Source organism: Limnohabitans sp. TS-CS-82 (assembly GCF_002943475.1).
Genome location: NZ_PTQX01000001.1, coordinates 408395 through 433865, shown reverse-complemented (window position 1 = coordinate 433865; position 25471 = coordinate 408395). Strand labels below are relative to the sequence as shown.

Annotated in this window: 28 protein-coding genes and 1 pseudogene; 15 read left to right on the top strand and 14 right to left on the bottom strand. The window is 56.4% G+C overall.

Annotation, left to right across the window (positions count from 1 at the left end; all coding sequences use genetic code 11):
- Positions 1-21 precede the first annotated feature (21 nt).
- Genes C5F52_RS02005 through C5F52_RS01995 form a run of 3 tightly spaced genes read left to right on the top strand, consistent with a single transcriptional unit; the run spans position 22 to position 1529 of the window.
- The gene (locus C5F52_RS02005) at positions 22-282 is read left to right on the top strand and encodes a PbsX family transcriptional regulator (RefSeq protein ID WP_236657686.1); all 261 of its coding nucleotides are present in this window, start codon (positions 22-24) and stop codon (positions 280-282) included.
- A complete protein-coding gene (locus C5F52_RS02000) occupies positions 282-644 on the top strand; it encodes a type II toxin-antitoxin system PemK/MazF family toxin (RefSeq protein WP_104796647.1) in 363 nt (120 codons plus the stop codon). Before C5F52_RS02005 ends, C5F52_RS02000 begins: the two co-directional genes overlap by 1 nt.
- 21 nt (positions 645-665) lie before the next feature.
- Positions 666-1529 carry a fumarylacetoacetate hydrolase family protein gene (locus C5F52_RS01995; RefSeq protein ID WP_104796646.1) on the top strand — a complete coding sequence of 288 codons (864 nt, stop codon included), beginning with the start codon at positions 666-668 and terminating at the stop codon, positions 1527-1529.
- Between the two features lie 279 nt (positions 1530-1808).
- Here C5F52_RS01995 and ttcA read toward each other — a convergent pair whose 3' ends face one another.
- Genes ttcA through C5F52_RS01975 form a run of 4 tightly spaced genes read right to left on the bottom strand, consistent with a single transcriptional unit; the run spans position 1809 to position 4297 of the window.
- Positions 1809-2711, bottom strand: coding sequence for a tRNA 2-thiocytidine(32) synthetase TtcA (ttcA, locus tag C5F52_RS01990; protein ID WP_104796645.1), 903 nt, complete (start codon positions 2709-2711; stop codon positions 1809-1811).
- 5 nt (positions 2712-2716) lie between these two features.
- On the bottom strand, positions 2717-3085 hold the full coding sequence (locus C5F52_RS01985; protein ID WP_104796644.1) for a dihydroneopterin aldolase: 369 nt from the start codon (positions 3083-3085) through the stop codon (positions 2717-2719).
- Between the two features lies 1 nt (position 3086).
- Positions 3087-3476 (bottom strand): dihydroneopterin aldolase, encoded by a 390-nt coding sequence (locus C5F52_RS01980; protein ID WP_104796643.1) that lies wholly within the window; start codon positions 3474-3476, stop codon positions 3087-3089.
- The gene (locus C5F52_RS01975; RefSeq protein ID WP_104796642.1) at positions 3473-4297 is read right to left on the bottom strand and encodes an SDR family oxidoreductase; all 825 of its coding nucleotides are present in this window, start codon (positions 4295-4297) and stop codon (positions 3473-3475) included. Before C5F52_RS01975 ends, C5F52_RS01980 begins: the two co-directional genes overlap by 4 nt.
- A 57-nt stretch (positions 4298-4354) precedes the next feature.
- On the opposite strand from C5F52_RS01975, the gene C5F52_RS01970 reads away from it, so the two are divergent.
- A complete protein-coding gene (locus tag C5F52_RS01970; protein WP_104796641.1) occupies positions 4355-5509 on the top strand; it encodes a class I SAM-dependent methyltransferase in 1155 nt (384 codons plus the stop codon).
- Positions 5510-5517: 8 nt separating this feature from the next.
- Positions 5518-5712, top strand: coding sequence for a DUF2905 domain-containing protein (locus tag C5F52_RS01965; protein ID WP_104796640.1), 195 nt, complete (start codon positions 5518-5520; stop codon positions 5710-5712).
- On the opposite strand, the gene C5F52_RS01960 is transcribed toward C5F52_RS01965, so the two are convergent.
- Together C5F52_RS01960 and C5F52_RS01955 are read right to left on the bottom strand one after the other, a co-directional pair.
- Positions 5709-6926 (bottom strand): multifunctional CCA addition/repair protein, encoded by a 1218-nt coding sequence (locus C5F52_RS01960; RefSeq protein WP_104796639.1) that lies wholly within the window; start codon positions 6924-6926, stop codon positions 5709-5711. The genes C5F52_RS01965 and C5F52_RS01960 overlap by 4 nt on opposite strands.
- Complete coding sequence (locus C5F52_RS01955) at positions 6926-7840, bottom strand: complex I NDUFA9 subunit family protein (protein WP_104796638.1); 915 nt, start codon at positions 7838-7840, stop codon at positions 6926-6928. Before C5F52_RS01955 ends, C5F52_RS01960 begins: the two co-directional genes overlap by 1 nt.
- 55 nt (positions 7841-7895) lie before the next feature.
- Between C5F52_RS01955 and tal the strand changes: the two genes are divergently transcribed.
- On the top strand, positions 7896-8837 hold the full coding sequence (tal, locus tag C5F52_RS01950; protein ID WP_104796637.1) for a transaldolase: 942 nt from the start codon (positions 7896-7898) through the stop codon (positions 8835-8837).
- A 97-nt stretch (positions 8838-8934) separates the two neighbouring features.
- On the opposite strand, the gene groL is transcribed toward tal, so the two are convergent.
- Together groL and groES are read right to left on the bottom strand one after the other, a co-directional pair.
- Positions 8935-10587 carry a chaperonin GroEL gene (gene groL, locus C5F52_RS01945; RefSeq protein WP_104796636.1) on the bottom strand — a complete coding sequence of 551 codons (1653 nt, stop codon included), beginning with the start codon at positions 10585-10587 and terminating at the stop codon, positions 8935-8937.
- 34 nt (positions 10588-10621) lie between these two features.
- Positions 10622-10909 (bottom strand): co-chaperone GroES, encoded by a 288-nt coding sequence (gene groES, locus C5F52_RS01940; protein ID WP_104796635.1) that lies wholly within the window; start codon positions 10907-10909, stop codon positions 10622-10624.
- 364 nt (positions 10910-11273) lie between these two features.
- Between groES and C5F52_RS01935 the strand changes: the two genes are divergently transcribed.
- Complete coding sequence (locus tag C5F52_RS01935; protein ID WP_104796634.1) at positions 11274-11831, top strand: porin family protein; 558 nt, start codon at positions 11274-11276, stop codon at positions 11829-11831.
- A 73-nt stretch (positions 11832-11904) separates the two neighbouring features.
- Here the strand turns inward: C5F52_RS01935 and C5F52_RS01930 are convergent, their stop codons facing one another.
- A complete protein-coding gene (locus C5F52_RS01930; RefSeq protein ID WP_104796633.1) occupies positions 11905-13947 on the bottom strand; it encodes a lytic transglycosylase domain-containing protein in 2043 nt (680 codons plus the stop codon).
- A gap of 13 nt (positions 13948-13960) precedes the next feature.
- Here C5F52_RS01930 and C5F52_RS01925 point away from each other — a divergent pair, with 13 nt between their 5' ends.
- A complete protein-coding gene (locus C5F52_RS01925) occupies positions 13961-14536 on the top strand; it encodes a 5-formyltetrahydrofolate cyclo-ligase (protein WP_104796632.1) in 576 nt (191 codons plus the stop codon).
- A 21-nt stretch (positions 14537-14557) separates the two neighbouring features.
- Here C5F52_RS01925 and C5F52_RS01920 read toward each other — a convergent pair whose 3' ends face one another.
- A complete protein-coding gene (locus C5F52_RS01920) occupies positions 14558-15448 on the bottom strand; it encodes a DUF6279 family lipoprotein (protein ID WP_104796631.1) in 891 nt (296 codons plus the stop codon).
- Here C5F52_RS01920 and glmU point away from each other — a divergent pair.
- Complete coding sequence (glmU, locus tag C5F52_RS01915; RefSeq protein WP_104796630.1) at positions 15447-16844, top strand: bifunctional UDP-N-acetylglucosamine diphosphorylase/glucosamine-1-phosphate N-acetyltransferase GlmU; 1398 nt, start codon at positions 15447-15449, stop codon at positions 16842-16844. The genes C5F52_RS01920 and glmU overlap by 2 nt on opposite strands.
- Before the next feature lie 29 nt (positions 16845-16873).
- Here the strand turns inward: glmU and C5F52_RS01910 are convergent, their stop codons facing one another.
- A complete protein-coding gene (locus C5F52_RS01910; RefSeq protein ID WP_104796629.1) occupies positions 16874-17365 on the bottom strand; it encodes an Lrp/AsnC family transcriptional regulator in 492 nt (163 codons plus the stop codon).
- A 135-nt stretch (positions 17366-17500) separates the two neighbouring features.
- Here C5F52_RS01910 and glmS point away from each other — a divergent pair, with 135 nt between their 5' ends.
- The 3 genes from glmS to C5F52_RS01895 all read left to right on the top strand — a co-directional run bounded on the left by glmS (position 17501) and on the right by C5F52_RS01895 (position 21118).
- Positions 17501-19420, top strand: a complete 1920-nt coding sequence (gene glmS, locus C5F52_RS01905) for a glutamine--fructose-6-phosphate transaminase (isomerizing) (RefSeq protein ID WP_104796628.1) — start codon at positions 17501-17503, stop codon at positions 19418-19420.
- 64 nt (positions 19421-19484) lie between these two features.
- A complete protein-coding gene (locus C5F52_RS01900; protein WP_104796627.1) occupies positions 19485-20813 on the top strand; it encodes a type II toxin-antitoxin system HipA family toxin in 1329 nt (442 codons plus the stop codon).
- A gap of 8 nt (positions 20814-20821) precedes the next feature.
- Positions 20822-21118, top strand: coding sequence for a transcriptional regulator (locus C5F52_RS01895; RefSeq protein ID WP_104796626.1), 297 nt, complete (start codon positions 20822-20824; stop codon positions 21116-21118).
- A gap of 3 nt (positions 21119-21121) precedes the next feature.
- Here C5F52_RS01895 and C5F52_RS01890 read toward each other — a convergent pair whose 3' ends face one another.
- On the bottom strand, positions 21122-21793 hold the full coding sequence (locus C5F52_RS01890) for a cupin domain-containing protein (protein WP_104796625.1): 672 nt from the start codon (positions 21791-21793) through the stop codon (positions 21122-21124).
- Between the two features lie 93 nt (positions 21794-21886).
- On the opposite strand from C5F52_RS01890, the gene C5F52_RS01885 reads away from it, so the two are divergent.
- Positions 21887-22318, top strand: coding sequence for an SET domain-containing protein (locus C5F52_RS01885; RefSeq protein ID WP_255416342.1), 432 nt, complete (start codon positions 21887-21889; stop codon positions 22316-22318).
- 13 nt (positions 22319-22331) lie between these two features.
- Positions 22332-22715, top strand: a complete 384-nt coding sequence (locus tag C5F52_RS01880) for a hypothetical protein (protein ID WP_104796624.1) — start codon at positions 22332-22334, stop codon at positions 22713-22715.
- On the opposite strand, the gene C5F52_RS01875 is transcribed toward C5F52_RS01880, so the two are convergent.
- Together C5F52_RS01875 and C5F52_RS01870 are read right to left on the bottom strand one after the other, a co-directional pair.
- Positions 22712-23110: a YkgJ family cysteine cluster protein gene (locus C5F52_RS01875; RefSeq protein WP_104796623.1), complete on the bottom strand. Its 399-nt coding sequence runs from the start codon at positions 23108-23110 to the stop codon at positions 22712-22714. The genes C5F52_RS01880 and C5F52_RS01875 overlap by 4 nt on opposite strands.
- Complete coding sequence (locus C5F52_RS01870) at positions 23107-24066, bottom strand: class I SAM-dependent methyltransferase (protein ID WP_104796622.1); 960 nt, start codon at positions 24064-24066, stop codon at positions 23107-23109. Before C5F52_RS01870 ends, C5F52_RS01875 begins: the two co-directional genes overlap by 4 nt.
- A gap of 126 nt (positions 24067-24192) precedes the next feature.
- Between C5F52_RS01870 and C5F52_RS01865 the strand changes: the two are divergent.
- A pseudogene (locus C5F52_RS01865) lies at positions 24193-25470 on the top strand (malic enzyme-like NAD(P)-binding protein); the annotation flags it as partial.
- Position 25471: the final 1 nt, after the last annotated feature.

Here is a 25471-nt window from a genome sequence, read left to right as displayed (position 1 = left end):
TAAACATTGAGAGGTGTCGCTATGAAAGGCATGATCGCAGCAGAACAAACCGTGCAAGAGTGGGGCAATGGCCTTGGGGTGCGCATTACCGCGCCCATTGCCAAGGCCGCGCATGTGGCACGCGGTACGCCCATCAAGGTGGAAGTGGTCGAGGGCGGTTTTTTTGTGCGCGTATCTGGCAAACCTAAATTGTCTTTGGCGCAAAAGCTCAAGCAGTTTGATCCTCAGGTGCACGGTGGCGAAGTCATGGTCAGCGGTCGTGTGGGCAAAGAAGTCTTTTGATGGCGACCGTCTCTAAAACTTGGGTGCCCGATCGTCGCGACATGATTTGGATTGATTTCAATCCACAAGTCGGTGCCGAGATGAAAGACGAACACCCCATGTTGGTGTTGTCTGGCAAAGCGTTCAACGAGCGCACGGGCATTGTCATTGGCCTGCCGATGACGCATGCGGCATATAACGAAACCAATCCATTTGCTATCAAATACATGGGGCCGAAAGCTGAGGCTGGTTATGTGCTGACGCATCAACCCAAATCGTTTGATTGGCGCGTGCGTGGCGCGCGTCCGCACCATTGGAAGCCGTTATCTCTTTCTGTTTTCGAAGAGGCCTGTGAAGGCCTTAATTCGATTATTTCTCTTTAACTCGTTGATGAAAGACTTCTCATGAAACTCGTGCGTTACGGCAGCCCCGGCAAAGAAAAACCAGGCCTCATCGATGCCGCAGGCAAGCTGCGTGACTTGAGTCAAGTCATCGCCGATGTGACCCCCGACCAGTTGAATGACAAAGCCTTGGCGAAGTTGGCCAAGCTCAACACAGACAAACTGCCCTTGGTCAAAGGCAAGCCCCGCATGGGCTGCCCTGTCGCTGGTATTGGTAAGTTTTTGGCGATTGGCTTGAACTACGCCGACCACGCTGCTGAAGCGGGCATGCCCATTCCCAAAGAACCCATCGTGTTCACCAAGGCCATCAGCTGTATCCAAGGCCCGAACGACGACGTGATGTTGCCCAAAGGTTCTGTGAAGTCTGACTGGGAAGTCGAGTTGGGCATCGTCATTGGCACCGAAGCGCGTCATGTGTCGCAAAAAGCGGCGTTTGATTACGTGGCCGGCTATTGCCTGATCAACGATGTGAGCGAACGCGAATACCAATTGGAGCGCGGCGGTACATGGGACAAGGGCAAGGGTTGCGACACCTTCGGCCCTATCGGCCCTTGGCTGGTGACGCGTGATGAAGTGGCCAACCCACAAAAACTCAATATGTGGCTCGACCTCAACGGCGTACGCATGCAAAGTGGCAGCACCAAAACTATGATTTTTGGCGTGGCCAAAATCGTGAGCTACCTGAGCCAGTTCATGACGCTCAAGCCCGGTGACGTCATCTGTACCGGTACACCTCCTGGTGTGGGCATGGGTGTGAAGAAAGACGGCAAGCCAGCGCCTGTGTATTTGAAGCGCGGTGATGTGATGACTTTGGGCATCGAAGGCTTGGGTGAGCAGCACCAGAAGGTTGTGGCTTTTAAGCTCTGACCCTTTTTTGTTTGCTCCGGCTTAGGTGCGTTGCGCACATGAGCTGCGGCGGCTTCCTCATGCTGGAGTAACAGAAATCGTCAGCCGCCACACCCCATGCACGCAACGCTTTGGGTGTTCGCAGTAAATACGTCTGCGCGAAATGAGACGAGCGAAGCAACGTCTGATGCAGACTTCGGGGAGGGGCTTGGGGCAGGTGACGATTTCTGGTACTCCAGCATGAGGAACCTGCCCTAAGTCCCTCTCCGAAGCGAGCTCAGAAAAAATCAGCGCAAAGACTTAAAGCGACACCACCTGCATTCCTGGCAACGTAGCCATAGGAAACTCTTCATGGTCAAACGCCTTGTCGCCATCCTCTGAAGCCACACCCGTGGTCACCAAAGACTTGAAATCAAACTTCGTGTGATCCATCAAATGCGATGGCACCACGTTTTGCAGCGCCGCAAACATGTTCTCAATGCGGCCTGGGTGCTTCTTCTCCCACTCGCGCAGCATCTCCCCGACCACTTGGCGTTGCAAGCCGTCTTGGCTGCCACACAACGTGCACGGGATGATGGGGAACTGACGCACTTTGGACCAACGTTCTAAGTCTTTCTCGGCCACGTAGGCGAGGGGGCGAATGACCATATGGTCGCCGCCGTCGCTCACCAGCTTTGGGGGCATGGCTTTGAGTTTGCCGCCGAAGAACATGTTCAAGAAGAAGGTTTGCAAGATGTCATCGCGGTGGTGGCCCAACGCGATTTTGTTGCAGCCTAACTCACCCGCCACGCGGTACAAAATGCCGCGGCGCAAGCGCGAGCACAAGCTGCACATGGTTTTGCCTTCGGCAATTTTTTCTTTGACGATGGAATACGTGTCTTGCGTTTCGATGCGGAACTTCACGCCCACTTGCGCCAAATACTTGGGCAGCACATCGGCAGGGAAGCCCGGTTGTTTTTGGTCAAGGTTGACCGCAATCAGCTCAAAGCTGATGGGTGCGCGCTGCTGCATCATCAGCAAGATGTCGAGCATGGCGTAGCTGTCTTTGCCGCCGGACATGCACACCATGATCTTGTCGCCTTCTTCGATCATGTTGTAGTCGACGATGGCTTGGCCCACTTGGCGGCACAGGCGTTTTTCGAGCTTGTGGTTCTCGTGCTCGATCTTGATTTGCTTGGGGTCTTTTTCTGCTGTTGTCGTCATAGGTGTTACCACTGTCCTGTTTCCATGCGAATGGCTACTTCGCAGTCTTCAAAAATTTCGAGTTTGGCTATCTTCACGCGCACGCCCAACACGCCCGGCAGTTGCATGAGGCGGTGGGCGAGTTTGCCAATGAGGGTTTCAAGCAGATTGACATGCTCGGCCGTACATTCGCTGATGATGATTTGGCGCACTTTGCGGTAGTCCAGAACGTGGCAAATGTCATCGTCGTGCGGCAGCAGGGGTTGCGTGCCAAGGTTCAATTCGGCGTCCACCTGAATGGGCTGCGGGTCAATCTTTTCGTGCTCCAAGATGCCGAGGTTGGCATCAAAGCGCAGGCCGGTGAGGTTCAAAATTTGTGTGCCTTTGCTTGCCATGTCACAGCACTCCTGGTTTGGCGCGGAACACTTCCACACCCACCGCTTCGCAGTCGGGGTAGACGTCGGGCTTGCGGGTGGACACGCGTGCGGCCATCACGCCCGTGTGTTCCAGCAAGTGTGTGAGGATGTCGTCACACAAAGTTTCTTGCAGGTTGACATGGCCTTGCGCGATGCGGGCGTGCACCACGGCGCGCACAAAGTCGTAGTCCACCACTTCGTCGATGCGGTCGTCTTTGGGGCTAGTGCCTGCGAAGGACACATACAAGTCCACATCGATGATGATGCGTTGCGCCGCTTGCAGCTCAAAGTTGTGGATGCCAATGTGCGCTTGCACAGTGAGGCCGCGCAAAAACAAGCGGCGGCATTTGAGCAATAGGGTGTCGTTCATGATTTGAAAAGTTCCTCGACCACAAACATTACATCACGTGCGAGTGGTACCAAATGTTGGCCGTTGTCTACGCGCACGGTGGTGCCGGTGATGCTGGCGTTGCCTGCCAAAAACACCACGCTGCTTGCCACATCGGCAGGGTTAATGGGCTGGCGTAGCACGTTGGCGCTTGCGGCACGGTTGAAGTTGTCTTGGGTTTGTGGGCCGCTCAGGTACATCAAACCAGGCGCCACGGCGTTGACGCGCAAAGTGGGCGCGAGCGACTGGGCTTGCAAGCTGACGGCGCGCTCCAGCGCGAGCTTGGACAGCGTGTACGAAAAATAATCGGGGTTGAGGTTGAACACCTTTTGGTCTAACACATGGATGACGCTGGGTTTGGTGCGTTGCGTTGCCGAAGCGTTTGCGTTGCCAGTGCTGGCTGTTTCTTCGGCGGCATCTGCATGCAACGCCGCCATCCACTTGCCAAAACGCATAGGCGCCATCAGGTTGACCTTGATTTGCGCCAACGCCTGTGCCTCGTCGAAGTCCGTGCCTTCGTCCGGCACAAACAACGAGGCGTTGTTCACCACGCATTGCAGCGCGGTGCCGGTGATGGCCACCGTGGTGTCAAAAATGCTTTGGCAACTCGCTTCGTCTTCCAAGTCACCTTGCACTGCCAAGGCGTCCACGCCCAAGGTGCGCAGCTCGGCACACAGCGCGTGGGCCTCGGCGTCAGAGCGGTTGTAGTGGCACGCCACATTCCAGCCCGCGCGCGCAAAGGCAAGGCCGATTTCGCGGCCTAAGCGAACGCTGCCGCCAGTGATGAGTGCCCAAGAGCGCATGGTGTGAGGTGCCTGTGATGAAAAGAGAGGGGTGGGTCGAGTTACGATCTGCACCCAATGACGATCCCCCAATTATCCAACGACCCGGGCCAACAGGCTTTGTACACGCTGATTCAGCGCAGCATCGCCAATGCAGGCGGCTGGCTGGGCTTTGACCGCTTCATGGCGCTGGCCCTCTACGCCCCCGGCATGGGCTATTACGCCAACAGCCTGCGCAAATTCGGCCTCACGCCTGAGAGCGGTAGCGACTTTGCCACCGCCCCCGAAATGTCCAAACACTTTGGCCGCACGCTGGCCCACCAAGTGGCCGAGGCCTTGCAAGTCACGGGCACGGACGAGGTGTGGGAATTTGGCGCAGGCTCTGGCGCTTTGGCTTTGCAATTACTGGACAGCTTGGGCGATAGCGTGAGGCGCTACACCATCGTCGATTTGTCTGGCAGCTTGCGCGAGCGCCAACAAGAGACGCTCAAAGCCCATGCGCACAAAGTGCAGTGGGTCGATGCGCTGCCTGAGCAATTGAGCGGCGTGGTGGTGGGCAACGAAGTGCTGGATGCCATGCCTGTGCAATTGTTGGTGCGCAAAGCGGGTGTGTGGCATGAACGTGGTGTGGTTTGGAATGCGGATGCTTTGAGCCAGAGTCAAGCGGGCGTATCGCCATTGCAATGGGAAGACCGCGTGACTGACTTGCGCCCGCCCATGGAAGTGCCTGGCGAACACGACTACCTGACCGAAATCCACAGCCAAGCCGAAGCCTTTGTGGCCACCTTGGCCGACCGCTTCAAAGCGGGCGAGGCAGCCACAGGCAAAGGTGGTGCGGCGTTCCTCATTGACTACGGTTTTCCCGAGAGCGAATACTTCCACCCCCAGCGCAGCATGGGCACGCTGATGTGCCACCAGCTGCACAAAGCGGATTCAGATCCGCTGGCAGATGTGGGCCGAAAAGACATCACCGCGCACGTCAACTTCACCGGCGTGGCGCTGGCCGCACAAGATGCTGGCCTCAATGTGTTGGGCTACACCACCCAAGCGCATTTCTTGATCAACTGCGGCTTGTTGCCGCCGTTGGTGGATGCGCCACTCGACGAAAAAAGCATGGCGCAAAAGCTGATCACCGAGCACGAAATGGGTGAGTTGTTCAAAGTGGTGGCTTTAGGCACGACCGAGTGGGAGCCCATGGGCTTTGCGCAAGGTGACCGCACTTACGCGTTGTAAGTCGCCTTATGACACGCTGGCTCATTGTTGTTTTTGTTGCGTTGCTGCTGATCAACGCGGTGACGCCTTGGCTTCAAAAGCTGGGCTTTGGTCGCTTGCCTGGGGATATTCGTTTCAAGATTTTTGGGCGCGAGATATTTATTCCGCTGGCTTCTACGATCATTCTCAGTCTGGTGTGTGCTGGAATTTCTAAGGTGCTTTAAAGCGCAGCAGCAATAGCCGCTAACCGCGCAGCATCCATACGCGCTCCTACAGCCGGCCCATTAAGTCCGTCTTGCAAAGCCTGCGCACTCACCGCTGCACTATCGACGGATTGAGTTGCTTTCAACAACAACGCTAAGCGAGGCCCTTGCGCATAAGTCTCGTCCTCTTTGCCCAATCGTCCACGCGCATCACACTCACACGCTTGTAGTGCCAGCAAAAACCGCTCAGGTCGCCGCAAAGCATCACACCGCACCAATAGTCGCAACACAGCCTCTGCACCAAAGCCCAAGCTCTGATGAATGTTGCCGTGTTCACGTGCCACCAGTTCGGCCAGTTCTTTGCATTCCACAGGTACGCGCCAACGTGTGCACAGTGCGCGGGTGAGTTTTTCGCTGCGTTGCTCGTGGCCAATGTGGCGGGGCAACACATCGGCAGGCGTGGTGCCTTTGCCGAGGTCGTGGCATAAACAAGCAAAGCGCACTTCGAGCGGCGCGTTCATGCGGGCCGATGCATCCAGCACCATTTCTAGGTGAATGCCGGTGTCAATTTCGGGGTGGTATTCGGCGCGTTGCGGCACGCCGTAGAGCTTATCGACTTCTGGCAGCAGGCGTTGCAAAGCACCGCACTCGCGCAGCACTTGCAACATGCGCGATGGCTTTGCGCCCATGAGGCCGCGTGATAACTCTTGCCACACGCGTTCGCTCACCAATGCATCCACCTCGCCCTCGGACACCATCTCTCGCATGAGCGTCATCGTCTCAGGCGCCACGGTGAAGTCAGCAAAGCGTGCCGCAAATCGGGCCAAGCGCAAGATGCGCACAGGGTCTTCGCGGAAGGCCTCGGTCACGTGGCGCAGCACTTTTGCGGTGATGTCGCGTTGACCACCGTAGGGATCAATCAAGGTGTCACCGTCTTGTGCGATGGCGTTGATGGTCAGGTCGCGTCGTGCGAGGTCTTCTTCCAGCGTCACGTTGGGTGACGCATGCACTGCAAAGCCGTGATAGCCGCGTGCGGTTTTGCGCTCGGTGCGGGCGAGGGCGTATTCCTCGTGCGTGTCGGGATGCAAGAACACCGGAAAGTCTTTGCCCACGGGCTGATAGCCCTGCGCTACCAAAGCCTCTGGCGTGCCGCCCACCACCACCCAGTCGCGGTCAGATCCGTCGAGGCCCATCAGGGCATCGCGCACTGCACCGCCGACCAGGTAGATCTTCATCAGTGACCTGCCACAAACAAACGTTTGATGGACTTGGGCTCAGGAATGCCCAACGCACGCAAGCCAAGCGCATGCGGGGTCGCGATGTTGTTGACTTTCATCGAGTCGAGGTTGTCGCGGCTCATCAAGGTGGGGCCCGGCGCAAACTCCATCAGCAGCGCTTGCAACCAACCGATGGCATAGGGCAGCGAGATGACGGGGCGCTCTTTGCCCACCCAACGGCCAGCGAGCTGCACCAGCTCAGTCAGCGTGAGGATGTCGGGGCCGCAAAGTTCATACACCTGGCCTTCGGTGCTGGAGGTGTTGACGCAATGCACGATGGCTTGCGCCACGTCGTGCACCCACACCGGCTGAAAGCGCGTGTGTGCGCCGGCCAGTGGCATGACGGGGAACACCTTTTGCAGCTTGGCAAACAGGTTGATGAACTGGTCGTCCTTGCCAAAGATCACGCTGGGGCGCAGCAGTGTCAAACCCAGTGGCGTTTTTTCAGCGGCTGCCAGCAGCGCCAATTCGCCGCGCGCTTTGCTGCGCTGGTACATGGATGGTCCATGCACATCGGCACCCAAAGCGCTGATGTGAATCAGGCGTGTGACGTTCTCCGCATGACACGCGCGTGCCAAGTTGGCAGGCAGGGTGACGTGGGCGTGGGCGAACTCTTCTTCTGTGCCATGCAAGATCGCAATGAGGTTGATCACCACATCATGACCATGCACCAAGGTTTGCAGCTGCTTGGCGTCATGCACGTCGGCTTGCACCACCGTCACGCCGGGCATCATTTGAATATGTCGTGCGGGCAGGCGGCGCGTGGGCACGGTCACTTGGTGGTGTTGCAAGCTGAGGCGTGAGCACACATGACGGCCCACAAAGCCGGAGCCACCGAGAACCAGAATTTTTTGAGGTGTGAAAGATTGCATGAATGAGACTGTAGCGCGAACCGCGGCGCTTGCGCGAGCACAGGATAATCACAGCATGAACCAACTCGACGCCCTCAAGCAATTCACCACCGTCGTGGCCGACACTGGCGACTTCAAGCAACTCGCCCAGTTCCAGCCGCAAGACGCCACCACCAATCCATCGCTGATTCTCAAAGCGGTGCAAAAGCCCGAATACTTGCCCCTGCTCAAAGACACCGTGGCTGCTCACGGCAACGAGTCCATGGACGCGCAGATCGACCGTTTGTTGGTGCGCTTCGGCTGCGAGATTTTGGCCACCATTCCCGGCCGCGTGTCCACCGAAGTGGATGCCCGTTTGAGCTTTGACACAGCAGCCACCGTGGCTCGCGCCAAACGCATCATGGCCTTGTACGAGGCGCAAGGTGTGAAGCGCGAGCGCGTGCTCATCAAAATCGCGTCCACTTGGGAAGGCATTCAAGCCGCTGCCGAGCTAGAGCGTGAAGGCATTCGCACCAACCTGACCTTGCTGTTCTCATTCGCCCAAGCGGTGGCGTGTGGTGATGCGAAGGTGCAACTCATTTCCCCCTTCGTGGGCCGCATTTACGACTGGTACAAAAAGTCTGCAGGCAGTGCGTGGATCGAAGCTGACAACGCCAATGCCAACGACCCCGGTGTCAAGTCAGTCCGTGCGATTTACAACCATTACAAACGCCACGGCATCAAGACTGAGGTGATGGGCGCGAGCTTTAGAAACGTGGGGCAAATCACCGCGTTGGCAGGTTGCGATTTGCTGACCATTGCGCCTGAGTTGCTGGCGCAGTTGGGCGCTAGCAACGAGCCGTTAACGCAAGCCCTCAGTGCATCGGCTGCATTGCAGCTGGACTTGCCAGCTGTGCATCACACCGAGGCGTCGTTCCGTTATGCAATGAATGAAGATGCCATGGCCACAGAGAAGTTGGCTGAAGGCATTCGCGCGTTCTGTGTGGATGCGGTCAAGCTTGAAGCATTGATGCACTAAGCATGCTGAGTAGAGACGGAAAAAAGCCCCGCAAGTAATTACGGGGCTTTTTTGTTTGGCAAGAGCACCGAAGTGCTCAGGCAAAGCAGCGAGGCAATTACATGCCCATGCCGCCCATACCACCCATGCCGCCCATGCCACCCATATCAGGCATGCCGCCGCCGGCTTCGTCTTTTGGTGCTTCTGAAACCATGCACTCGGTGGTCAACATCAAGCTAGCCACTGACGCTGCGTTTTGCAAAGCAGTGCGTGTCACTTTGGTTGGGTCCAAGATGCCCATTTCGATCATGTCACCGTAGGTGTCGTTCGCTGCGTTGAAGCCGTAGTTGCCTGTACCAGCCAACACTGCGTTCACCACAACGGATGGCTCGCCACCAGCGTTGTAAACGATTTCGCGCAAAGGGGCTTCGATGGCTTTCAACACCAGTTTGATACCGGCGTCTTGGTCAGCGTTGTCACCTTTGATGGTGCCAGCAGTTTGACGAGCACGCAGCAAAGCCACGCCGCCGCCAGCCACGATGCCTTCTTCCACAGCAGCGCGAGTGGCGTGCAATGCGTCTTCCACGCGGGCTTTCTTTTCTTTCATCTCGACTTCGGTGGCAGCGCCCACCTTGATCACGGCAACACCGCCAGCCAACTTGGCCACGCGCTCTTGCAGTTTTTCGCGGTCGTAGTCAGATGTGGCTTCTTCAATTTGCACGCGCACTTGTTTGACGCGGGCTTCGATGTCAGCAGCTGCACCAGCGCCGTCGATGATGATGGTGTTTTCTTTGCCCACTTCGATGCGCTTGGCTTGGCCGAGGTCAGCCAAAGTTACTTTTTCGAGGGTCAGGCCGACTTCTTCAGCAATCACTTTGCCGCCGGTCAAGATGGCGATGTCTTCCAACATGGCTTTGCGACGATCGCCGAAGCCTGGAGCCTTGACAGCCACAACCTTCAAGATGCCACGGATGGTGTTCACCACCAAAGTAGCCAAGGCTTCGCCTTCAACTTCTTCAGCAATGATCAACAAAGGACGGCCAGCTTTTGCAACGGCTTCCAATGTAGGCAACAAGTCGCGGATGTTGCTGATCTTCTTGTCAAACAACAACACGAATGGGTTGTCCAACAAAGCAGCTTGCTTTTCTGGGCTGTTGATGAAGTAAGGAGACAGGTAGCCGCGGTCGAATTGCATGCCTTCCACAACGTCGAGTTCGTTGTTCAATGACTTACCGTCTTCCACAGTGATAACGCCTTCTTTGCCCACTTTTTCCATGGCGTTAGCGATGATTTCGCCAATGCTGTGGTCGCTGTTAGCAGAGATAGAACCGACTTGAGCGATTTCTTTGGTGGTTGTAGTTGCCTTGGTGGCTTTCTTCAACTCTTCGATCAAAGCTGCAACTGCTTTGTCGATACCGCGCTTCAAGTCCATGGGGTTCATGCCGGCGGCAACGTACTTCATGCCTTCGCGCACGATTGCTTGAGCCAACACGGTAGCGGTTGTTGTGCCGTCACCAGCGTTGTCAGAAGTCTTGGAAGCAACTTCCTTGACCATCTGAGCGCCCATGTTTTGCAACTTGTCTTTGAGTTCGATTTCTTTGGCCACAGACACGCCGTCTTTGGTCACGGTAGGGGCGCCGAAAGAACGCTCCAACACCACGTTACGACCCTTAGGGCCCAAAGTCACTTTGACCGCGTTGGCCAAAATGTTCACGCCTTCAACCATGCGTGCGCGGGCTTCGCCGCCGAAAATTACGTCTTTTGCTGCCATTTTGATATTTCCTTAAATTTCTGAATTCGTGAACTTATTCGACAACAGCGAACAGGTCTTCTTCTTTCATGACCAACAGTTCGTCGCCAGCCACCTTGACGGTTTGGCCGCTGTACTTGCCGAACAACACGCGGTCGCCGACTTTGACAGACAAGGCTTTGATCTCGCCTTTGTCGTTGGTCTTGCCTGGGCCGACGGCCAAGACTTCACCTTGATCAGGCTTTTCAGCAGCTGAGTCAGGAATCACGATGCCTGAGGCAGTTTTTGTTTCGCTGTCGATACGTTTCACGATCACGCGGTCGCCGAGAGGACGAAGTTTCATTGCATCTCCAAATAAGAGCTAAGGGTTTGAAAGCAAAGCGCTCAGACAGTCTGAGCGCCGGGAAAGCCACTGACGGGGTGCTGTTAGCACTCGCCATCATTGAGTGCTAATTTTAGGTCATTCAGGGCAATTTCAAGAGCTTGACCATTAAAAAGCATCATTTGCGCGGTGCTTTTCGAGTCGCCTGTGCCTAAACACAGACCGCAATTGAGTACTTAATAATTTATAGTATTAATTAGTTAAAAAATTAAATACAATCATAAGTGCATACCATAGTGTTAATTCGGTGTGGGTTGCGCACTCACATAAGTGGGTGAATTTACGAACCTTGGCAAATTGCCAAATTTTAAAGTTAAGGATATTTATGAAAACGATCAGCCGCGTGTTGGCTTCTCTCGTCTTGGTAGCTACGGCCGGTGTGGCTAGCGCTCAATCTGCACCAAAAGACTTCTATGTTGAAGGTGGTTTGATGCCAATGAAGATTACTGGTGGAACAACAGACATTACGCCTGTGGCCGCGCGTCTTACCTTAGGTAAGAACATCAACAACAATTTGGCTGTTGAAGGTGTGTATGTTTTTACCGCATCCAAGGACAGCGTAAAAGTGCTCAACACCAACACCAACACCAATGTAGATGTAGATGTTGCTGTTTCTGGCTATGGCGTGTACCTGAAACCTAAATTTGAAGTGGCTAAAGACACAGAAGTGTTTGCTCGTATTGGCTACACGAGTGCAAAGTTGACTGCCTCTGTTGGCAACATCAGTGCGACTGGTGACACTGTGAATTCTGTGTCTTATGGTGCAGGCTTCCAAACTCAAATCAACAAAGATTGGTACGCTCAAGCCGATTACATGGTGTTCTCTAAGAAAGATGGCGGCACAGCTAAAGGCTTTGGTGTCTCAGCTGGCTACCGTTTCTAAGCCAAGTTAGCACCACCAAAAACGCCTTGCACTGCAAGGCGTTTTTTTATGTCTTCAGCAAAAGCTCAACACATCAAGGTAAATCCAAATTCTCAGCCGGTGCTGACACCGAGCGCGGCCCCACCAGCCCTAGCTTGGCTTTGAGCGACTGCGGCTGGCCTGTGATGAGCGCGGCGTAGTTGGTGGTGTTGGACAACACTTTTTTCACATAGTCGCGCGTCTCATTAAAAGGCACGTTCTCTGCCCAGATGGCGCCTTCCAGTACGGGGCCGGTGCCGTCGTTGGGGGCACGCCAGCGGCGTGAGCGGCTGGGGCCTGCGTTGTACGCGCCGGCAGCTAAGGGCATGGAACCTTCAAAGCTGTCGAGCACCAGTTTCAAGTAGCCGGTGCCGATGGCGATGTTGGTGTCGCGGTCGCTGATTTGGTCGGGTGTGAAGCCAGTCAAACCAATTTTGCGTGCCGTCCACTTGGCCGTGGCGGGCATAACTTGCATGAGACCCGAGGCACCCACGTGTGAGCGTGCATCGGTGACGAAGCGGCTTTCTTGGCGAATCAAACCATACACATAGGCGGGGTCGAGGTTGATGGTTTTGGCGCGCGCAATGACGGCGTCTTTGTGCGGCATGGGGAAGCGTTGCTCAAAGTCGATGGCGGCACGGGTGCGTTCGCTGGTGTTGATGCAGCGATCCCACACTTGGTTGTCGCAGGCGACTTGCGCAGCGGCCAGCAGTTCGCGGTCGCTCATCATGCCCGCTTTGCCTTCGGCGTTGACGAGGTTGGTGGCGTAGTTCCATTCGCGCACGCCCTCAGAGCGCAAGCCCATACCAATGGCGTAGAGCGCGCGTTGTAGCGATGGGTTGCGGCGGGCCGAATCCATTTCTTCAGCGGTAGGTGCCGGTGGGCGTGCGGGTGCGCTCACTTTGCGGCCCAGTTCTTCGAGGGCGAGTTGCTCGTAAAAACCGCGCACGCCTGCAATGCCTTCGAGCATGGCATTGGCTTCTTGTTGAATTTGCGGCGTTACTTTTTTGCGGGCCAGCAAGGCACGGGCGTACCAATACACCCACGTAGGGTCTTTGCGTGCCTCAGCACTCATGTGGCTGATGGCACTTTCCACCACGGGCCATTTGGGCGTATTGCCAGCGCGCAAGGCGGCGCGAGCTTTCCAGCCCAACATGTCGTCGTTGAGGTCTTTGTCGTGCGACACGCGGGCGAAGTGTGTGAGCGCGTCGTCATCCAGGCGCATGGCGGATTGACGGCCAATCACGCCCCACACCCAATGGCGCTCTTCGGTGGTGAGGTAAGGCTGCCACTTGTTGCGCATCAGTTTGTCGGCTTTGTCGGCATCACTGGTGGCTACTTTGATGAGGGCCATGACGACCAACTCTTGGCGCACTTTCTGCGGTGCGGCGATGTGCTTGGCCAAAAACTTTTCTGCGTTGTTGATGGCGTCGGGCACCACGTTGGCGGCGTCGGGTGCCACGATTTGTACGGCGTTGCGTGCGGTGCGTGGGCGGTTGTGTTCCACCATCAATCGGGCTTTGCGCCAAATGTCGAGCGCGGTGAATTGCTTGGTGAAGTACAGACGGTCAGCGGCCAAGGTGCAGCCGTCGTCGGCCTCTTTCATGCCCATCCAGTTTTTGCGTACCTCATCGGCAATGGATGCGCTGGCTTGTGGGCCTTTTTCGAGCAACTCAATCGTTAAAAAGTAGCAGCGCAGTTCGCGGTCATCGCGCATGCGGTAGTGGGGGTGTTCGTCGCTGAGCGTGGTCCAGTCGCGGCGTTGGCCCAAGAGAAGCAGCCAGTCGTTGCGCAAGCGGTCTTCTTGGTAGGTGGCGGGGTAGCGGGTAAAGAAGGCGCGCACTTCTTGTGAAGAGGCTTCGTCTAAGCGTGCTTTGAGTTCCCAATACGCAGCCCAAGGCTCGAGCGTGTGGCCTTTGGCTTGGGGCAGCAGGGCGCTCAGGCGCTTGCGGTCGCCGCGCTTGAAGGCTTGGGCCATGTCGGTGATGACCGTATCGGCCTGCGCGTTGTTGGCCGAGGGCGCGGCTAAGCTGGGTTGAACGGCACCAAACGCAAGGAAAACGCTGGCAAACAATGACACAATGACTCGAAATTTCATGGCTTGATTATCTGTGGACAAAAAAACCTTGCGCCAGCAGCTCATTGAAGAGCGTTTGAACATGCCCGATAGGCTGGAACGGGCCGACATGTTGCAGCGCGTGATGCGCATTTGGTTGTTCAACCGACCCGACACGGTGATTGGTGCTTATTGGCCCATCAAGGGCGAGTTTGACCCACTGCCTGCCTTGCACCGCTGGAAAGAAGACGGCGAGTTGTTGGACGAACCACAGCGCCGCCGCATTGGTTTGCCCGTGGTGGACAAGGCCCACAAAACACTCACCTTTCATGCGTGGTACCCAGGCTGCCCGATGGAAGAAGATGCTTATGGCATTCCCAAACCCAAAGACACCGAAGTGATCGTGCCCACTTTGTTGTTTGTTCCCTGCGTGGGCTATGGGCCGGGTGGATTTAGATTGGGCTATGGCGGTGGTTTTTATGACCGCACTTTGGCCACCTTGCAGCCCAAGCCGTTCACGGCAGGCTTGGGCTTTACCCACGGCTTTTTGCCTGACTTGATGCCCGAGGCGCATGACATGCCGCTGGATGCGCTGCTTAACGACAACGGGGTGGTTTGGCCGATGGGTTAAGCCTCATTTGGCTTAGGGCGCTTACTTTTGCGCCATCAAAACTTTGAAATCAGCTTCGTAGCCACGCAGTGCTTCCAGCATGCGCTGGCGTTGAGCTGGCGTGGTGCTGTTATGCAGCTTGGCAAAGCCATCGCAGTTTTCATTCCACAGTTCGCGGTTGTAGGCGCGGTAGCGCTCATTGGGTGAGTTAAAGCTGCGTTCGGTCAAACCGCGCAACATGCTTTGCGCTTGCGCCGTGGCGCTGCCTTCTTGGGCCATGCGCTGAAAGGTTTGCATGCTGTCGGCTTGGCGGCGCTCTCGCTCGGCATAGCTCAGTTTAGGGTCGAAGATGGATTCACTCAGCCACTTATGCAGCACATCGCGTTGCGGCTTGTCGAGGTGGCCGTAAAAGTCTTCCAGGCGGTTGGTGGCTTGCTTGGTGCGAAAACGCAAACGGTCTTCGGCGTTCGGGTCTAGCCAATCCTCTTTCCAAGTTTTGTTGGTCTTGTCAAAGCGTTGGCGAATGTTGCGCAGCTGTTCGGGCTTGAGCTGCGTGGCCAGCTTCGCGTTGGCGGGTTCTACAAAGCGCAGCAGGGTGACAAAGCTGCTTTTCATATCCTCGGTCACTGCACACACTTGCGCGGGCGTGATGTCATTCGGCGCCATGGCTTGCATGCGTTTGAGCAAGGTCACGTATTCGGGCAGTTGCTGCTGGCGGTGCCAGCGTTGCAAATCGGTCAGCGCATCGCGGGTGAATTGCTTTTGCTCGCCTTGAAAATCGGCATAGCTGTCTAGCCACCAATAAATCAGATCGTCGCTTTGGTTATAGACCAGCTTGATGGTGCTGCAACCGTTCAAACCCACGAGTGCCGCCAGTGCAAAACCAAAAGAGGCATGGCGGATAATTCTTTGCAAGATAAGGATGAATGACATGAAGGCTTTGGATGTGGTGATCATGGCTGCCGGTAAGGGCACCCGAATGAAGAGCAGTATGCCTAAGGTTTTGCACCGTCTAGCGGGCAAGGCTTTGGTCCAGCACGTGATTGATACCGCACGCATGTTGAAGGCGCGCCACACCATCGTCATCACTGGTCATGGCGCAGAGCAAGTCGAACCCGCTTTGTTGGCCGCCAACGCCGCAGACAACTTGCAATTCGCCCGCCAAATGCCACAGCTCGGCACTGGCCATGCTGTGCAACAAGCCGTGCCTTTGTTGGCCGACGACGGCGTGGTGGTGGTGTTGTCAGGCGATGTGCCTTTGACGCAAGCGGACACACTGCAAGCCTTGCTCGACTTGTGCGACGGCAAACAACTGGCACTCCTCACCATCGACTTTGCCGACCCCACAGGCTACGGCCGAATCGTGCGCAGCCCCAGCGGCCAAGTGCATGCCATCGTGGAGCACAAAGATGCCAACGACGAACAACGCGCGATCAACGAGGTGTACAGCGGCATCATGGCCGTGCCCGCCAAGTTGCTCAAGCCTTGGCTTGCGCGCTTGGATAACAACAACGCACAGCAAGAGTTTTATCTGACCGATGTGGTCAAGTTCGCCGAGGCCGATGGCGTGCCGGTGGTCGCCCACAAAATTTCAGATGCTGCTCAAGTGGCGGGCGTCAACAGCCCCACACAACTGGCCGAGCTAGAGCGCGCGTTTCAGCTGCGCCAAGCCCATGCCTTTATGGCCGACGGCGTACGCATCATCGACCCCGCACGCTTTGATGTGCGCGGCCACTTGAGCTGCGCGCAAGACGTTGAGATTGATGTGAACTGCATTTTCCAAGGCAATGTGTCCTTGGGCCAAGGCGTGAAGATTGGTGCGAACTGCGTCATTGCCAACTGCACCATTGAAGCCGGCGCAGTGATTCACCCCTTCACACACATCGACGGCGAAAAGCTGGGAGTGAGCGTGGGCGAGGGCGCATTGATCGGCCCATTCGCCCGCTTGCGCCCTGGCGCACAGCTGGCCGCCGAAGTGCACATTGGCAACTTCGTGGAAGTCAAAAACTCCACCATGGCTAAGGGCGCAAAAGCCAACCACTTGGCCTACTTGGGCGACGCCACCGTGGGCGAACGCGTCAACTACGGCGCAGGCAGCATCACCGCCAACTACGACGGGGCCAACAAGCACCGCACCGTCATCGAAGCCGATGTGCATGTGGGCAGCAACTGTGTGTTGGTGGCCCCCGTCACCATTGGTGCTGGCGGCACAGTGGGCGGTGGCTCAACCATTACCAAGAGCACCGAGGTAGGCGCTCTGAGTGTGGCGCGTGGCAAGCAGATCAGCATTGCTAACTACAAGCGGCCTGAGAAAAAGCCGAAGGCTTAAAACGAAAAAGGCAGCCTAGGCTGCCTTTTTTATTCGTTGCGCAACACCGGCCAAGTGCTGGTGAACTTAGCCCGCTTGGTCGCAAAAAACGCTTTCACATTACGCACATTCGCATCCTGCGTGAGCAGTCGTTGCGTGATGGCCAGATAGTCGGGCATGTCTGCCGCTTGCACCACCAACACAAAGTCTGGCCCTGGTGATACGCGCCAACATTGCTGCACGGTGTCGTCTGCGCAGGCGCGTTGTTCGAATGCGTCTAGGTGCTCTGCGCCTTGTGCGTCTAGCGTCACTTCCACCAAAGCGGTCAGGCCGTGCCCTAGTGCTTCGCCCAACTTGTCGGAGCTCAGCACCGCGATTTGTCGCTCTATCCAGCCCTCATCTGTCAGCCGCTTGACGCGGCGCAGGCAGGTGGGCGGTGAAATTTTGAAGCGCTCAGCCAAGGCCACGTTGCTGAGTGTGGCGTCGTGCTGCAAGGCGTCTAGCAGCTTCAGATCGGTCTCATCTAGAAATTCTTGTTTCATAAATCACAATTAATTGAAATTAAATTCCAAAATAAGTTATTGGTGGAATTTTCGTTCAAATATTACAAAAAATAAACAAGAAATTTCTTTTAAGGCTGCTTAATATCTAGGCAACCCAATTTAGGAGTGCTCTTTATGTGTGGCATCGTCGGCGCCGTTTCTACCCGCAACATCGTTCCCATCCTCGTGCAAGGCTTGCAGCGACTGGAATACCGTGGCTATGACTCATGCGGCGTGGCGGTGCATTCGGCCAGCTTGGGTGCGAAGCAGGGCGGCTTGCAGCGTGCGCGCAGCACGGCACGCGTGTCTGAGCTGATGGACCAAGTCAAGGCTGATCACATCGAAGGCGGCATTGGCATTGCCCACACACGCTGGGCCACGCACGGTGCGCCTGCGGTGCACAACGCGCATCCCCACTTCAGCCACGGCACAGGTGCTGGCGCTGGTGTGTACACAGGCGATGTGCCTAACAAGGTGGGCCGCGTGGCACTGGTGCACAACGGCATCATCGAAAACCATGACGAGCTGCGCGCTGCATTGCAAGCCAAGGGCTACGAGTTCTTGAGCCAAACCGACACCGAGGTCATTGCCCACTTGGTGGACAGCCTCTACAACGGCGATTTGTTTGAGGCCGTCAAAGCGGCCATCGTTCAGCTGCATGGCGCGTATGCCATTGCCGTGTTTCACAAAGACGAACCCCACCGCGTTATCGGCGCACGCGCAGGCTCGCCGCTCATCTTGGGTGTGGGCAAAGAGCACAGCGAAACTTTTTTGGCCAGCGATGCCATGGCCTTGGCTGGCGTGACCGACCAAATCGTCTACCTCGAAGAGGGCGATGTGGTGGACATTCAAATCGGCAAATATTGGGTGCAAGACCGCCACCACAAAGCCGTCACACGCGAAGTCAAAACTGTGCAAGCGCACAGCGGCGCAGCCGAGTTAGGCCCTTACCGCCATTACATGCAAAAAGAAATCTTCGAGCAACCGCGCGCCATTGCCGACACGCTCGAAGGCATTGAGGGCATCACGCCTGAATTGTTCGATGGCGTCGGCGATAACGGTGAAACGATCGCAAGCGCTCATCGCGTGTTTCAAGCCGTCGACAACGTGCTCATCCTCGCCTGCGGTACCAGCTACTACAGCGGCTGCGTGGCCAAGTATTGGATTGAAGCGATTGCCAAAATTCCTTGCCAAGTGGAAATTGCCAGCGAGTACCGCTACCGCGAATCGGTGCCCAACCCCAACAGCTTGGTGGTCACCATCAGCCAGTCGGGCGAGACGGCCGATACCTTGGCCGCACTGCGTCACGCGCAAGGTTTGGGCATGGATAAAACGCTCACCATTTGCAACGTGTCCACCAGCGCCATGGTGCGCGAGTGCAAGCTGGCCTACGTCACCCGCGCAGGCGCAGAGATTGGCGTGGCATCGACCAAAGCTTTCACCACGCAGCTGGCCGGTTTGTTCTTGCTCACCTTGGCCTTGGCGCAAACCAAAGGCCGTTTGAGTGATGAAGAAGAGGCTGCGCACATCAAAGCCATGCGCCACTTGCCCGCAGCGCTGCAAGCCGTGCTGGCGCTAGAGCCGCAGCTCATCGCGTGGTCGCAAGAATTTGCCAGCAAAGAAAACGCTTTGTTCTTGGGTCGTGGTACGCATTACCCCATTGCGCTGGAAGGTGCGTTGAAGCTCAAAGAAATCACCTACATCCATGCCGAGGCCTATGCTGCGGGTGAGTTGAAGCACGGCCCCTTGGCCTTGGTCACCAGCGCCATGCCAGTGGTGACGGTGGCGCCTAACGACGCCTTGCTAGAAAAGCTCAAGAGCAACATGCAAGAAGTCCGTGCCCGTGGTGGCGTGCTGTATGTGCTGGCCGATGGCGACACGAAGATTGAAAGCAGCGAAGGCGTGAACGTCATTCGCATGCCCGAACACTATGGCGTGCTTTCACCCATCTTGCATGTGGTGCCGTTGCAGTTGCTGAGCTATCACACGGCGTGTGCGCGGGGGACTGATGTGGACAAGCCGCGTAATTTAGCAAAGAGCGTCACTGTTGAATAAAAGCACGGAAAACTGTACGATCAATACTTGATTTATTGGTTAATATATGTAAAATTTCGTGCATATGAATGACATATGCACACTCCAATTGCACGCCCAAGGCACATGGCACGACGTTGCCACTGTCCGCCTGAGTGGCGATGTGGCGGATGGGTGGAAGGCCAAAACCTATTCTGGTTATGCGATGGACTGGGCGTTTGCTCACGCAGGTGCCACAGATGCACACGCACTCTGCGCTGGTTGGTCTGTCGGGCTTGAGCCTTTGCAGCTCAACCATTGGCCCGTGTTCTTGATTGACATGCTGCCGCAAGGCTTTGGCCGGCAAGAGTTGTTGCAACGCATCGGGCTGTCGCCTACCGCTGGTGTGCCTGCCGATTGGCAGTTGCTGATGGCTGGCGCTGGTAACCCGATTGGTCATTTGCGGGTCAAAGAGGCCGCCCAATGGCTTGACGCGCATGCGGGTGCCACGCGCGGCTTTACCGACCAAGAGGTGGCGCAGCGCGGCGACGAGTTTTCTGAATACCTCGCCTCGTATGGTTTGTTTGTGGCGGGTTCTTCGGGTGTGCAAGGCGAGTGGCCCAAGGTGTTGCTGACCCGAGCCAAAGATGGCTTGCTGTACCTCGACCACACCCTGCCAGATGAGCAGGCCGTGCAGCACTACATCGTCAAGTTTGGACGCGGCACAGACAGGCAGTTGGCCAGCATCCTGCGACATGAGGCGTCTTACATGACACTGGCACAGCAGTTGGGTTTGCGTGTGCATGCGCCGTTGGTGTTGCGCGAGCGGGCATTGTTCATCCCTCGTTTTGACCGTGTCATGCAAGGTGACCAAGTGCAGCGTTTGGCGCAAGAAAGTATTGCCACGCTGACCGGTATGCCCGGCTTCGAGTCTGTGCCCACGCATGACCAAGTGTGTGTGGCACTGCTGCGTCATTGCACCGATCCACAAGCGGAAGTGCTGGAGTACATCAAGCGTGATGTGGTGAATTTGGCTTTGGGTAACAAAGACAACCACGCACGCAACACCGCTGTGCAACGGAATTTCAATGGGCATATTGCCCTCACGCCCTTGTACGATTTCGCGCCCATGTATCTGCACCCCGATGGCATTGCGCGGCGCATTCGTTGGGAAGGTAACGATGGCGGACAACCCAATTGGGGGCGTGTGCTAGACCGGGTGTGCGAGTTGGGCGAGCAAGTCCAGCGCGGGCAGCGAAAAAAAGTCCCACCGTTGGTACAACGTGCGCCATTGGTCGAAGGACTCAAGGCCATGGTGCCCGCGCTAGAGCACATCGCGGCTGTTGGCGACGCCATGGGGCTAGAGCCGCAAGTGTTTAGGCATCTGCGCCCATACGTGTCGGCGCGTGCCACAGAGCTGACAGCATTGGTTTAAGAACGCGCATGGATAAACGTTTCAACACACTCACCTTGGCGCAGCAGCTTGATCTGCGCCAACAAGCCATCGACGATGTACTGGCTCACCCCGAATGGTCGCTACCGCAGGCCGTTCGCCATCTGAAAAAGACCATGCGTATCACCACCGCCGAGATGGCCAAATTGTCTGGCGTGGCATACCGAACCATGCAAGACATTGAGCAAGAGCGCAGCGATGGCAGTGTGCAAACCATGAACCGCATTTTTGGCATGCTGGGCCTCAAGCTCAGCGTGGCAAGGATTGCCCGAGATGACCAGGTTTGAAACCTATGCTGTCAGTGGGTCATCCAAATGCCCCGTTTTCACATAAATCAGCGCACCCTCTGACTGCGTGAACGGCGCATGACGGCTGTAGCGTGGGCTGCGAATCCAAGTGCCTTGCGGGTAAGAACCGTGCTCGTCATGAAACACGCCTTTGAGCACCAAAATTTCTTCGCCGCCCGGATGCACATGCGGGTTGAACTGTGTGTTGTGCGCCCAGCGCACCAGCGCAGTGCCAACGCCATCAAAGTCGTGCAGCGGCATCACCGACAAACCCGCCACCAGCCCTGGGTACCAAGGCGCGGTGAGGGTGTCGATTTGCACCGGTGTTGTATCGGCAGGGTGGAACTGTCGCAGTTTCACAAACAAGGTGCAGCCTTCAGTCGAGAACGGTGTGTGCGTGCTGCCCGGCGGGTTGCGCAGGTAAGTGCCAGCAGGGTAGTGGCCGTGCTCGTCTGAAAACACGCCGTCGAGCACCAGTATTTCTTCGCCGCCACCATGTGTGTGTGCGCTGTAGCCTGAGCCTGCTGCATATCGAACAATGCTGCTGGCTCTGGCCACTTCATCGCCTACTCGATCCAGCGGTTGTCGTTCAACGCCAGCCATGGGGGACGGTTCCCAAGCCAGCGCATAGGTGTCCATCACGGCTTTGAGGGTGAAATCGGCGTTGACGTTCATGGCAGTTTTCTAAAATGGATTGGCTACCATGAGCATAGCGCGAGCACCTGCAAACCGTTGTGGCGCTTCGTAATAACCAGATAAGGGAATCCATTGAAGATCGAAGTGTTGACGTCGCGTGTGCACGGCAAAGGCGTGTTCGCCCTGAGCCCCATGGCCGCAGGCGAAACCGTCATCGAATACGTGGGCGAGATCATTTCCATGGCCGAGGCCTTGCGCCGCCACCCGCATGACCCGAGCAACCCCGAGCACACGTTTTACTTTCACATCGACGATGCACGCGTGATTGACGGCCTATACGGCGGCAATGCTTCGCGCTGGATCAACCACTCATGCCGCCCCAACTGCGAGCCAGTTGAATTGAAGGGACGTGTGTTTATCAAAACACGTCGCCAAATATGGCGCGGTGAAGAGTTGACGTTCAACTATGGGCTGGTAAGTGACGAGCCAATGACTGACGAACTCAAAGCCAAATACGCCTGTCGCTGCGGGGCTAAGAAGTGCAAAGGCACAATGCTGGCCTAAGCAAACAATCAACATGATGAACCAAATGACAGACGCGCAAGCGCAATGGGACAAGGCTTGCAAAACCTTGGACGAAGAGTTTCAACTCAGCGCCAGTGAATTGCCCACGATTGAAACCTCCAAGGCTTTGTTTTTGCAACTGGTGGGGCGCCGTGAAATTTCCCAAGAAGCAGCCAATGCGTTGATGTTCAGTTTGTATTTCTCGGGCTACCTCAGCATGTTGGTGGCGTTCAAGCAGCAAACGCCTGACTTTGAAGTGCCCGACTATCTGAATACGCACCCCGTGCTTGAGGCCTCAAACCGATGGGCTCAGCAGGCAGTAGACGGGCATTTGCTGTTGCAGCTGGCGCAGCCCATCATCCGCGACACGCAAGACTTGTTGGATGCGTTGAATTAAGCGCGCACAGCCCCATAAGGGCAATAGCCGGGGCGTGGCCCCACTTGCGGATGTAGCCTGCAGGTGTTGGGCCTTTTTTCATACACGGTGCAACGGCGTGTTTTGGCATCCAAGTTTTGGCAGTCGCCATTGGCGCGACGCGACAGGGTGAAGATGCTGTTCTTGAAATTGAAGTGCTCGATCACGCCCATTTTTTGCAAGCGCTTGGCAATTTGTTTGGGCTCTTCGTGTTCAGCTTCAAACGGGTCGACCAGCTCTAAGCGAACCAAGTCTGGCAATTTCACTTCCACCGGCATGGTGCAGCAGTTGGCCGCACAGGTGCTGCACAGGCCGTTGCGATAGCGGGTCCAGGTGTCGCAGTTGTCGACGTTGACGATGGAGATGTGAGACCTCATGCAGCGTTCTCCACTGATGCAGGCAGAGCGGGCATTTGATAAGCCAACACTTTGAGCGACCGTTCAGGTGATACATCGGCAAACGCTGCAGGGTTGGCCACGCGTTCTACAAAATTCAACTCAGGCGCGAGCGCTTGCATTTGGTCTTGCAAAAAGTCCAGGCCCAGCTCTGGCGCGTTCAAGCACAACAGCGCGTAGCCGCCAGGGGCCAGCAGTTCAGGCAAACGGCGCATGAGTTTGGCGTAGTCTTTGGTTGCGATGAAGCTGCCTTTTTGGTAGCTGGGTGGGTCGACGATGACAAGTCCATAAGGACCGCTGCGCGTGATCTTGCCCCACGTTTTGAAGATGTCGTGCATCAAAAAAGTGGCACCTGTGCTGATGCCGTTCAGCGGATGGTTTTGTTGGCCAATCGCCATCGCGCCGTGGCTCATGTCCACGTTCACCACTTGCTTGGCTCCCGCTTGCAGGGCCACCACTGAGAAGGCGCAGGTGTAGGCAAACAGGTTGAGCACTTTCAGGCGCGGCTGGTCAGCGCCGTAGTTGTGCACCAACGTGCGCACCCATTCGCGGCCTTGGGCCATGTCGAGAAACAACCCATGGTTTTGGCCCTTGAGCACATGCACGCGAAAGCTCGCACCGTTCTCTGTCACCACATGTGGGTCAGGCACCGTGCCGCTCATCAAGCGGGTTTCAAGGTGACCTTCAGCGCGGCATTGAAACACCCAGTTGAGTGGCTGATCGGTCGCAATCAGCGCCCAGCGTGTCGACAGCGCGACACCGATCGTGGCAAGTTCGTCGTCGCTCACCGCTTGAAAACTGGTCAACACCAGCACTGGGGGAAAAGCGTCTAACGCCCATTGCTCGCAGCCCGGATGCAAGCCACCTCGGCCGTGGAAGATGCGTTGTGCATCGTTGGGCATGGCCATGTTGGCAATGGCGTTGAGCAGGGCTTGCATGTGGAACTTTGCGGAGCAGATGTAAACAGAAGGGGGTAAGTGTATGTATTTGCCCGTTCAGGCTTTAAGGAAAGGTACGCGCGTTAGGATATGAGCCCTTTTTGAAAAATACAGTTCGGACATCTCATGACCCCAGCAGAACAAGAATTACGCACCGCCGCACTTGAATACCACCGCTCGCCCACCAAGGGCAAGATTCGCGTGGAGCCCACTCATCCGCTGGACAACCAGCACGACCTGAGCTTGGCCTATTCACCTGGCGTGGCGTACCCTTGTTTGGAGATCGAAAAAGACCCGCAGCTCTCTTACGAATACACCAGTCGCGGTAACTTGGTGGGCGTCATCACCAACGGCACAGCGGTGTTGGGCTTGGGTGATATCGGCGCATTGGCCGGTAAGCCTGTGATGGAAGGCAAGGGTTGTTTGTTCAAAAAGTTCTCAGGCATTGACGTGTTTGACATCGAACTCGACGAACACGACGCCGACAAATTGGTCGACATCATCGCCGCCATGGAGCCCACCTTTGGTGGCATCAACCTCGAAGACATCAAAGCCCCCGAGTGCTTCTACATCGAGAAAAAACTCCGCGAGCGCATGAGTATCCCCGTGTTCCACGACGACCAACACGGCACCGCCATCATCTCTGCAGCCGCCATGCTGAACGGCCTAGAGTTGGCGGGCAAAGACATTGCCAACATCAAAGTGGCCGTGTCGGGTGCAGGCGCTGCGGCCTTGGCTTGCTTGGATGTGTTCTTGGGTTTGGGCGTGAAAGCGGCCAACATTTACGTGTGCGACTCCAAAGGCGTGATTTACGAAGGCCGCCCTGGTGGCTATGACGAATCCAAAGCCCGTTTCGCACAAACCACAGACGCACGCACGTTGGCCGATGCGGTCAATGGTGCCGATGTGTTCTTGGGCTGCTCTGCGCCCGGTGTGTTGACACAAGACATGGTCAAGACCATGGCCGACAAGCCACTCATTTTGGCCTTGGCCAACCCCGAGCCAGAGATTCGCCCCGAGTTGGCCAAAGCTGTGCGCCCTGATTGCATCATCGCCACGGGTCGCTCTGACTACCCCAACCAAGTGAACAACGTGTTGTGCTTCCCGTACATCTTCCGTGGTGCTTTGGATTGCGGTGCGACCAAAATCACCGAAGAGATGAAGATTGCCTGCGTGCGCGAAATCGCCGACTTGGCTAAGTTGGAAGTGACCGCCGAAGTGCAAGCCGCTTACCCCGGTTTGGATTTGTCTTTTGGTGTGGACAACATCATTCCTAAGCCATTCGACACACGCCTCATCCAGCGCATCGCGCCTGCGGTGGCACGTGCGGCCGAAGCCTCGGGTGTGGCCAAGCGTCCCATCAAAGACTTTGACGCGTACGCCAAGACCTTGACCGCTTGGGTCA

Bases quoted from the DNA above. Each gene is read 5' to 3' on its own strand.
- C5F52_RS01890 (WP_104796625.1), bottom strand. From the start codon at position 21,793: ATGAACGTCAACGCCGATTTCACCCTCAAAGCCGTGATGGACACCTAT.
- C5F52_RS01980 (WP_104796643.1), bottom strand. From the start codon at position 3,476: ATGAACGACACCCTATTGCTCAAATGCCGCCGCTTGTTTTTGCGCGGC.
- groES (WP_104796635.1), bottom strand. From the start codon at position 10,909: ATGAAACTTCGTCCTCTCGGCGACCGCGTGATCGTGAAACGTATCGAC.
- C5F52_RS02000 (WP_104796647.1), top strand. From the start codon at position 282: ATGGCGACCGTCTCTAAAACTTGGGTGCCCGATCGTCGCGACATGATT.
- C5F52_RS01930 (WP_104796633.1), bottom strand. From the start codon at position 13,947: ATGAAATTTCGAGTCATTGTGTCATTGTTTGCCAGCGTTTTCCTTGCG.
- groL (WP_104796636.1), bottom strand. From the start codon at position 10,587: ATGGCAGCAAAAGACGTAATTTTCGGCGGCGAAGCCCGCGCACGCATG.
- ttcA (WP_104796645.1), bottom strand. From the start codon at position 2,711: ATGACGACAACAGCAGAAAAAGACCCCAAGCAAATCAAGATCGAGCAC.
- C5F52_RS01995 (WP_104796646.1), top strand. From the start codon at position 666: ATGAAACTCGTGCGTTACGGCAGCCCCGGCAAAGAAAAACCAGGCCTC.
- C5F52_RS01875 (WP_104796623.1), bottom strand. From the start codon at position 23,110: ATGAGGTCTCACATCTCCATCGTCAACGTCGACAACTGCGACACCTGG.
- glmS (WP_104796628.1), top strand. From the start codon at position 17,501: ATGTGTGGCATCGTCGGCGCCGTTTCTACCCGCAACATCGTTCCCATC.
- C5F52_RS01870 (WP_104796622.1), bottom strand. From the start codon at position 24,066: ATGCAAGCCCTGCTCAACGCCATTGCCAACATGGCCATGCCCAACGAT.
- C5F52_RS02005 (WP_236657686.1), top strand. From the start codon at position 22: ATGAAAGGCATGATCGCAGCAGAACAAACCGTGCAAGAGTGGGGCAAT.
- C5F52_RS01955 (WP_104796638.1), bottom strand. From the start codon at position 7,840: ATGCAATCTTTCACACCTCAAAAAATTCTGGTTCTCGGTGGCTCCGGC.
- C5F52_RS01880 (WP_104796624.1), top strand. From the start codon at position 22,332: ATGATGAACCAAATGACAGACGCGCAAGCGCAATGGGACAAGGCTTGC.
- C5F52_RS01910 (WP_104796629.1), bottom strand. From the start codon at position 17,365: ATGAAACAAGAATTTCTAGATGAGACCGATCTGAAGCTGCTAGACGCC.
- C5F52_RS01970 (WP_104796641.1), top strand. From the start codon at position 4,355: ATGACGATCCCCCAATTATCCAACGACCCGGGCCAACAGGCTTTGTAC.
- C5F52_RS01975 (WP_104796642.1), bottom strand. From the start codon at position 4,297: ATGCGCTCTTGGGCACTCATCACTGGCGGCAGCGTTCGCTTAGGCCGC.
- C5F52_RS01965 (WP_104796640.1), top strand. From the start codon at position 5,518: ATGACACGCTGGCTCATTGTTGTTTTTGTTGCGTTGCTGCTGATCAAC.
- C5F52_RS01985 (WP_104796644.1), bottom strand. From the start codon at position 3,085: ATGGCAAGCAAAGGCACACAAATTTTGAACCTCACCGGCCTGCGCTTT.
- C5F52_RS01960 (WP_104796639.1), bottom strand. From the start codon at position 6,926: ATGAAGATCTACCTGGTCGGCGGTGCAGTGCGCGATGCCCTGATGGGC.
- C5F52_RS01900 (WP_104796627.1), top strand. From the start codon at position 19,485: ATGAATGACATATGCACACTCCAATTGCACGCCCAAGGCACATGGCAC.
- tal (WP_104796637.1), top strand. From the start codon at position 7,896: ATGAACCAACTCGACGCCCTCAAGCAATTCACCACCGTCGTGGCCGAC.
- C5F52_RS01935 (WP_104796634.1), top strand. From the start codon at position 11,274: ATGAAAACGATCAGCCGCGTGTTGGCTTCTCTCGTCTTGGTAGCTACG.
- C5F52_RS01920 (WP_104796631.1), bottom strand. From the start codon at position 15,448: ATGTCATTCATCCTTATCTTGCAAAGAATTATCCGCCATGCCTCTTTT.
- glmU (WP_104796630.1), top strand. From the start codon at position 15,447: ATGAAGGCTTTGGATGTGGTGATCATGGCTGCCGGTAAGGGCACCCGA.
- C5F52_RS01895 (WP_104796626.1), top strand. From the start codon at position 20,822: ATGGATAAACGTTTCAACACACTCACCTTGGCGCAGCAGCTTGATCTG.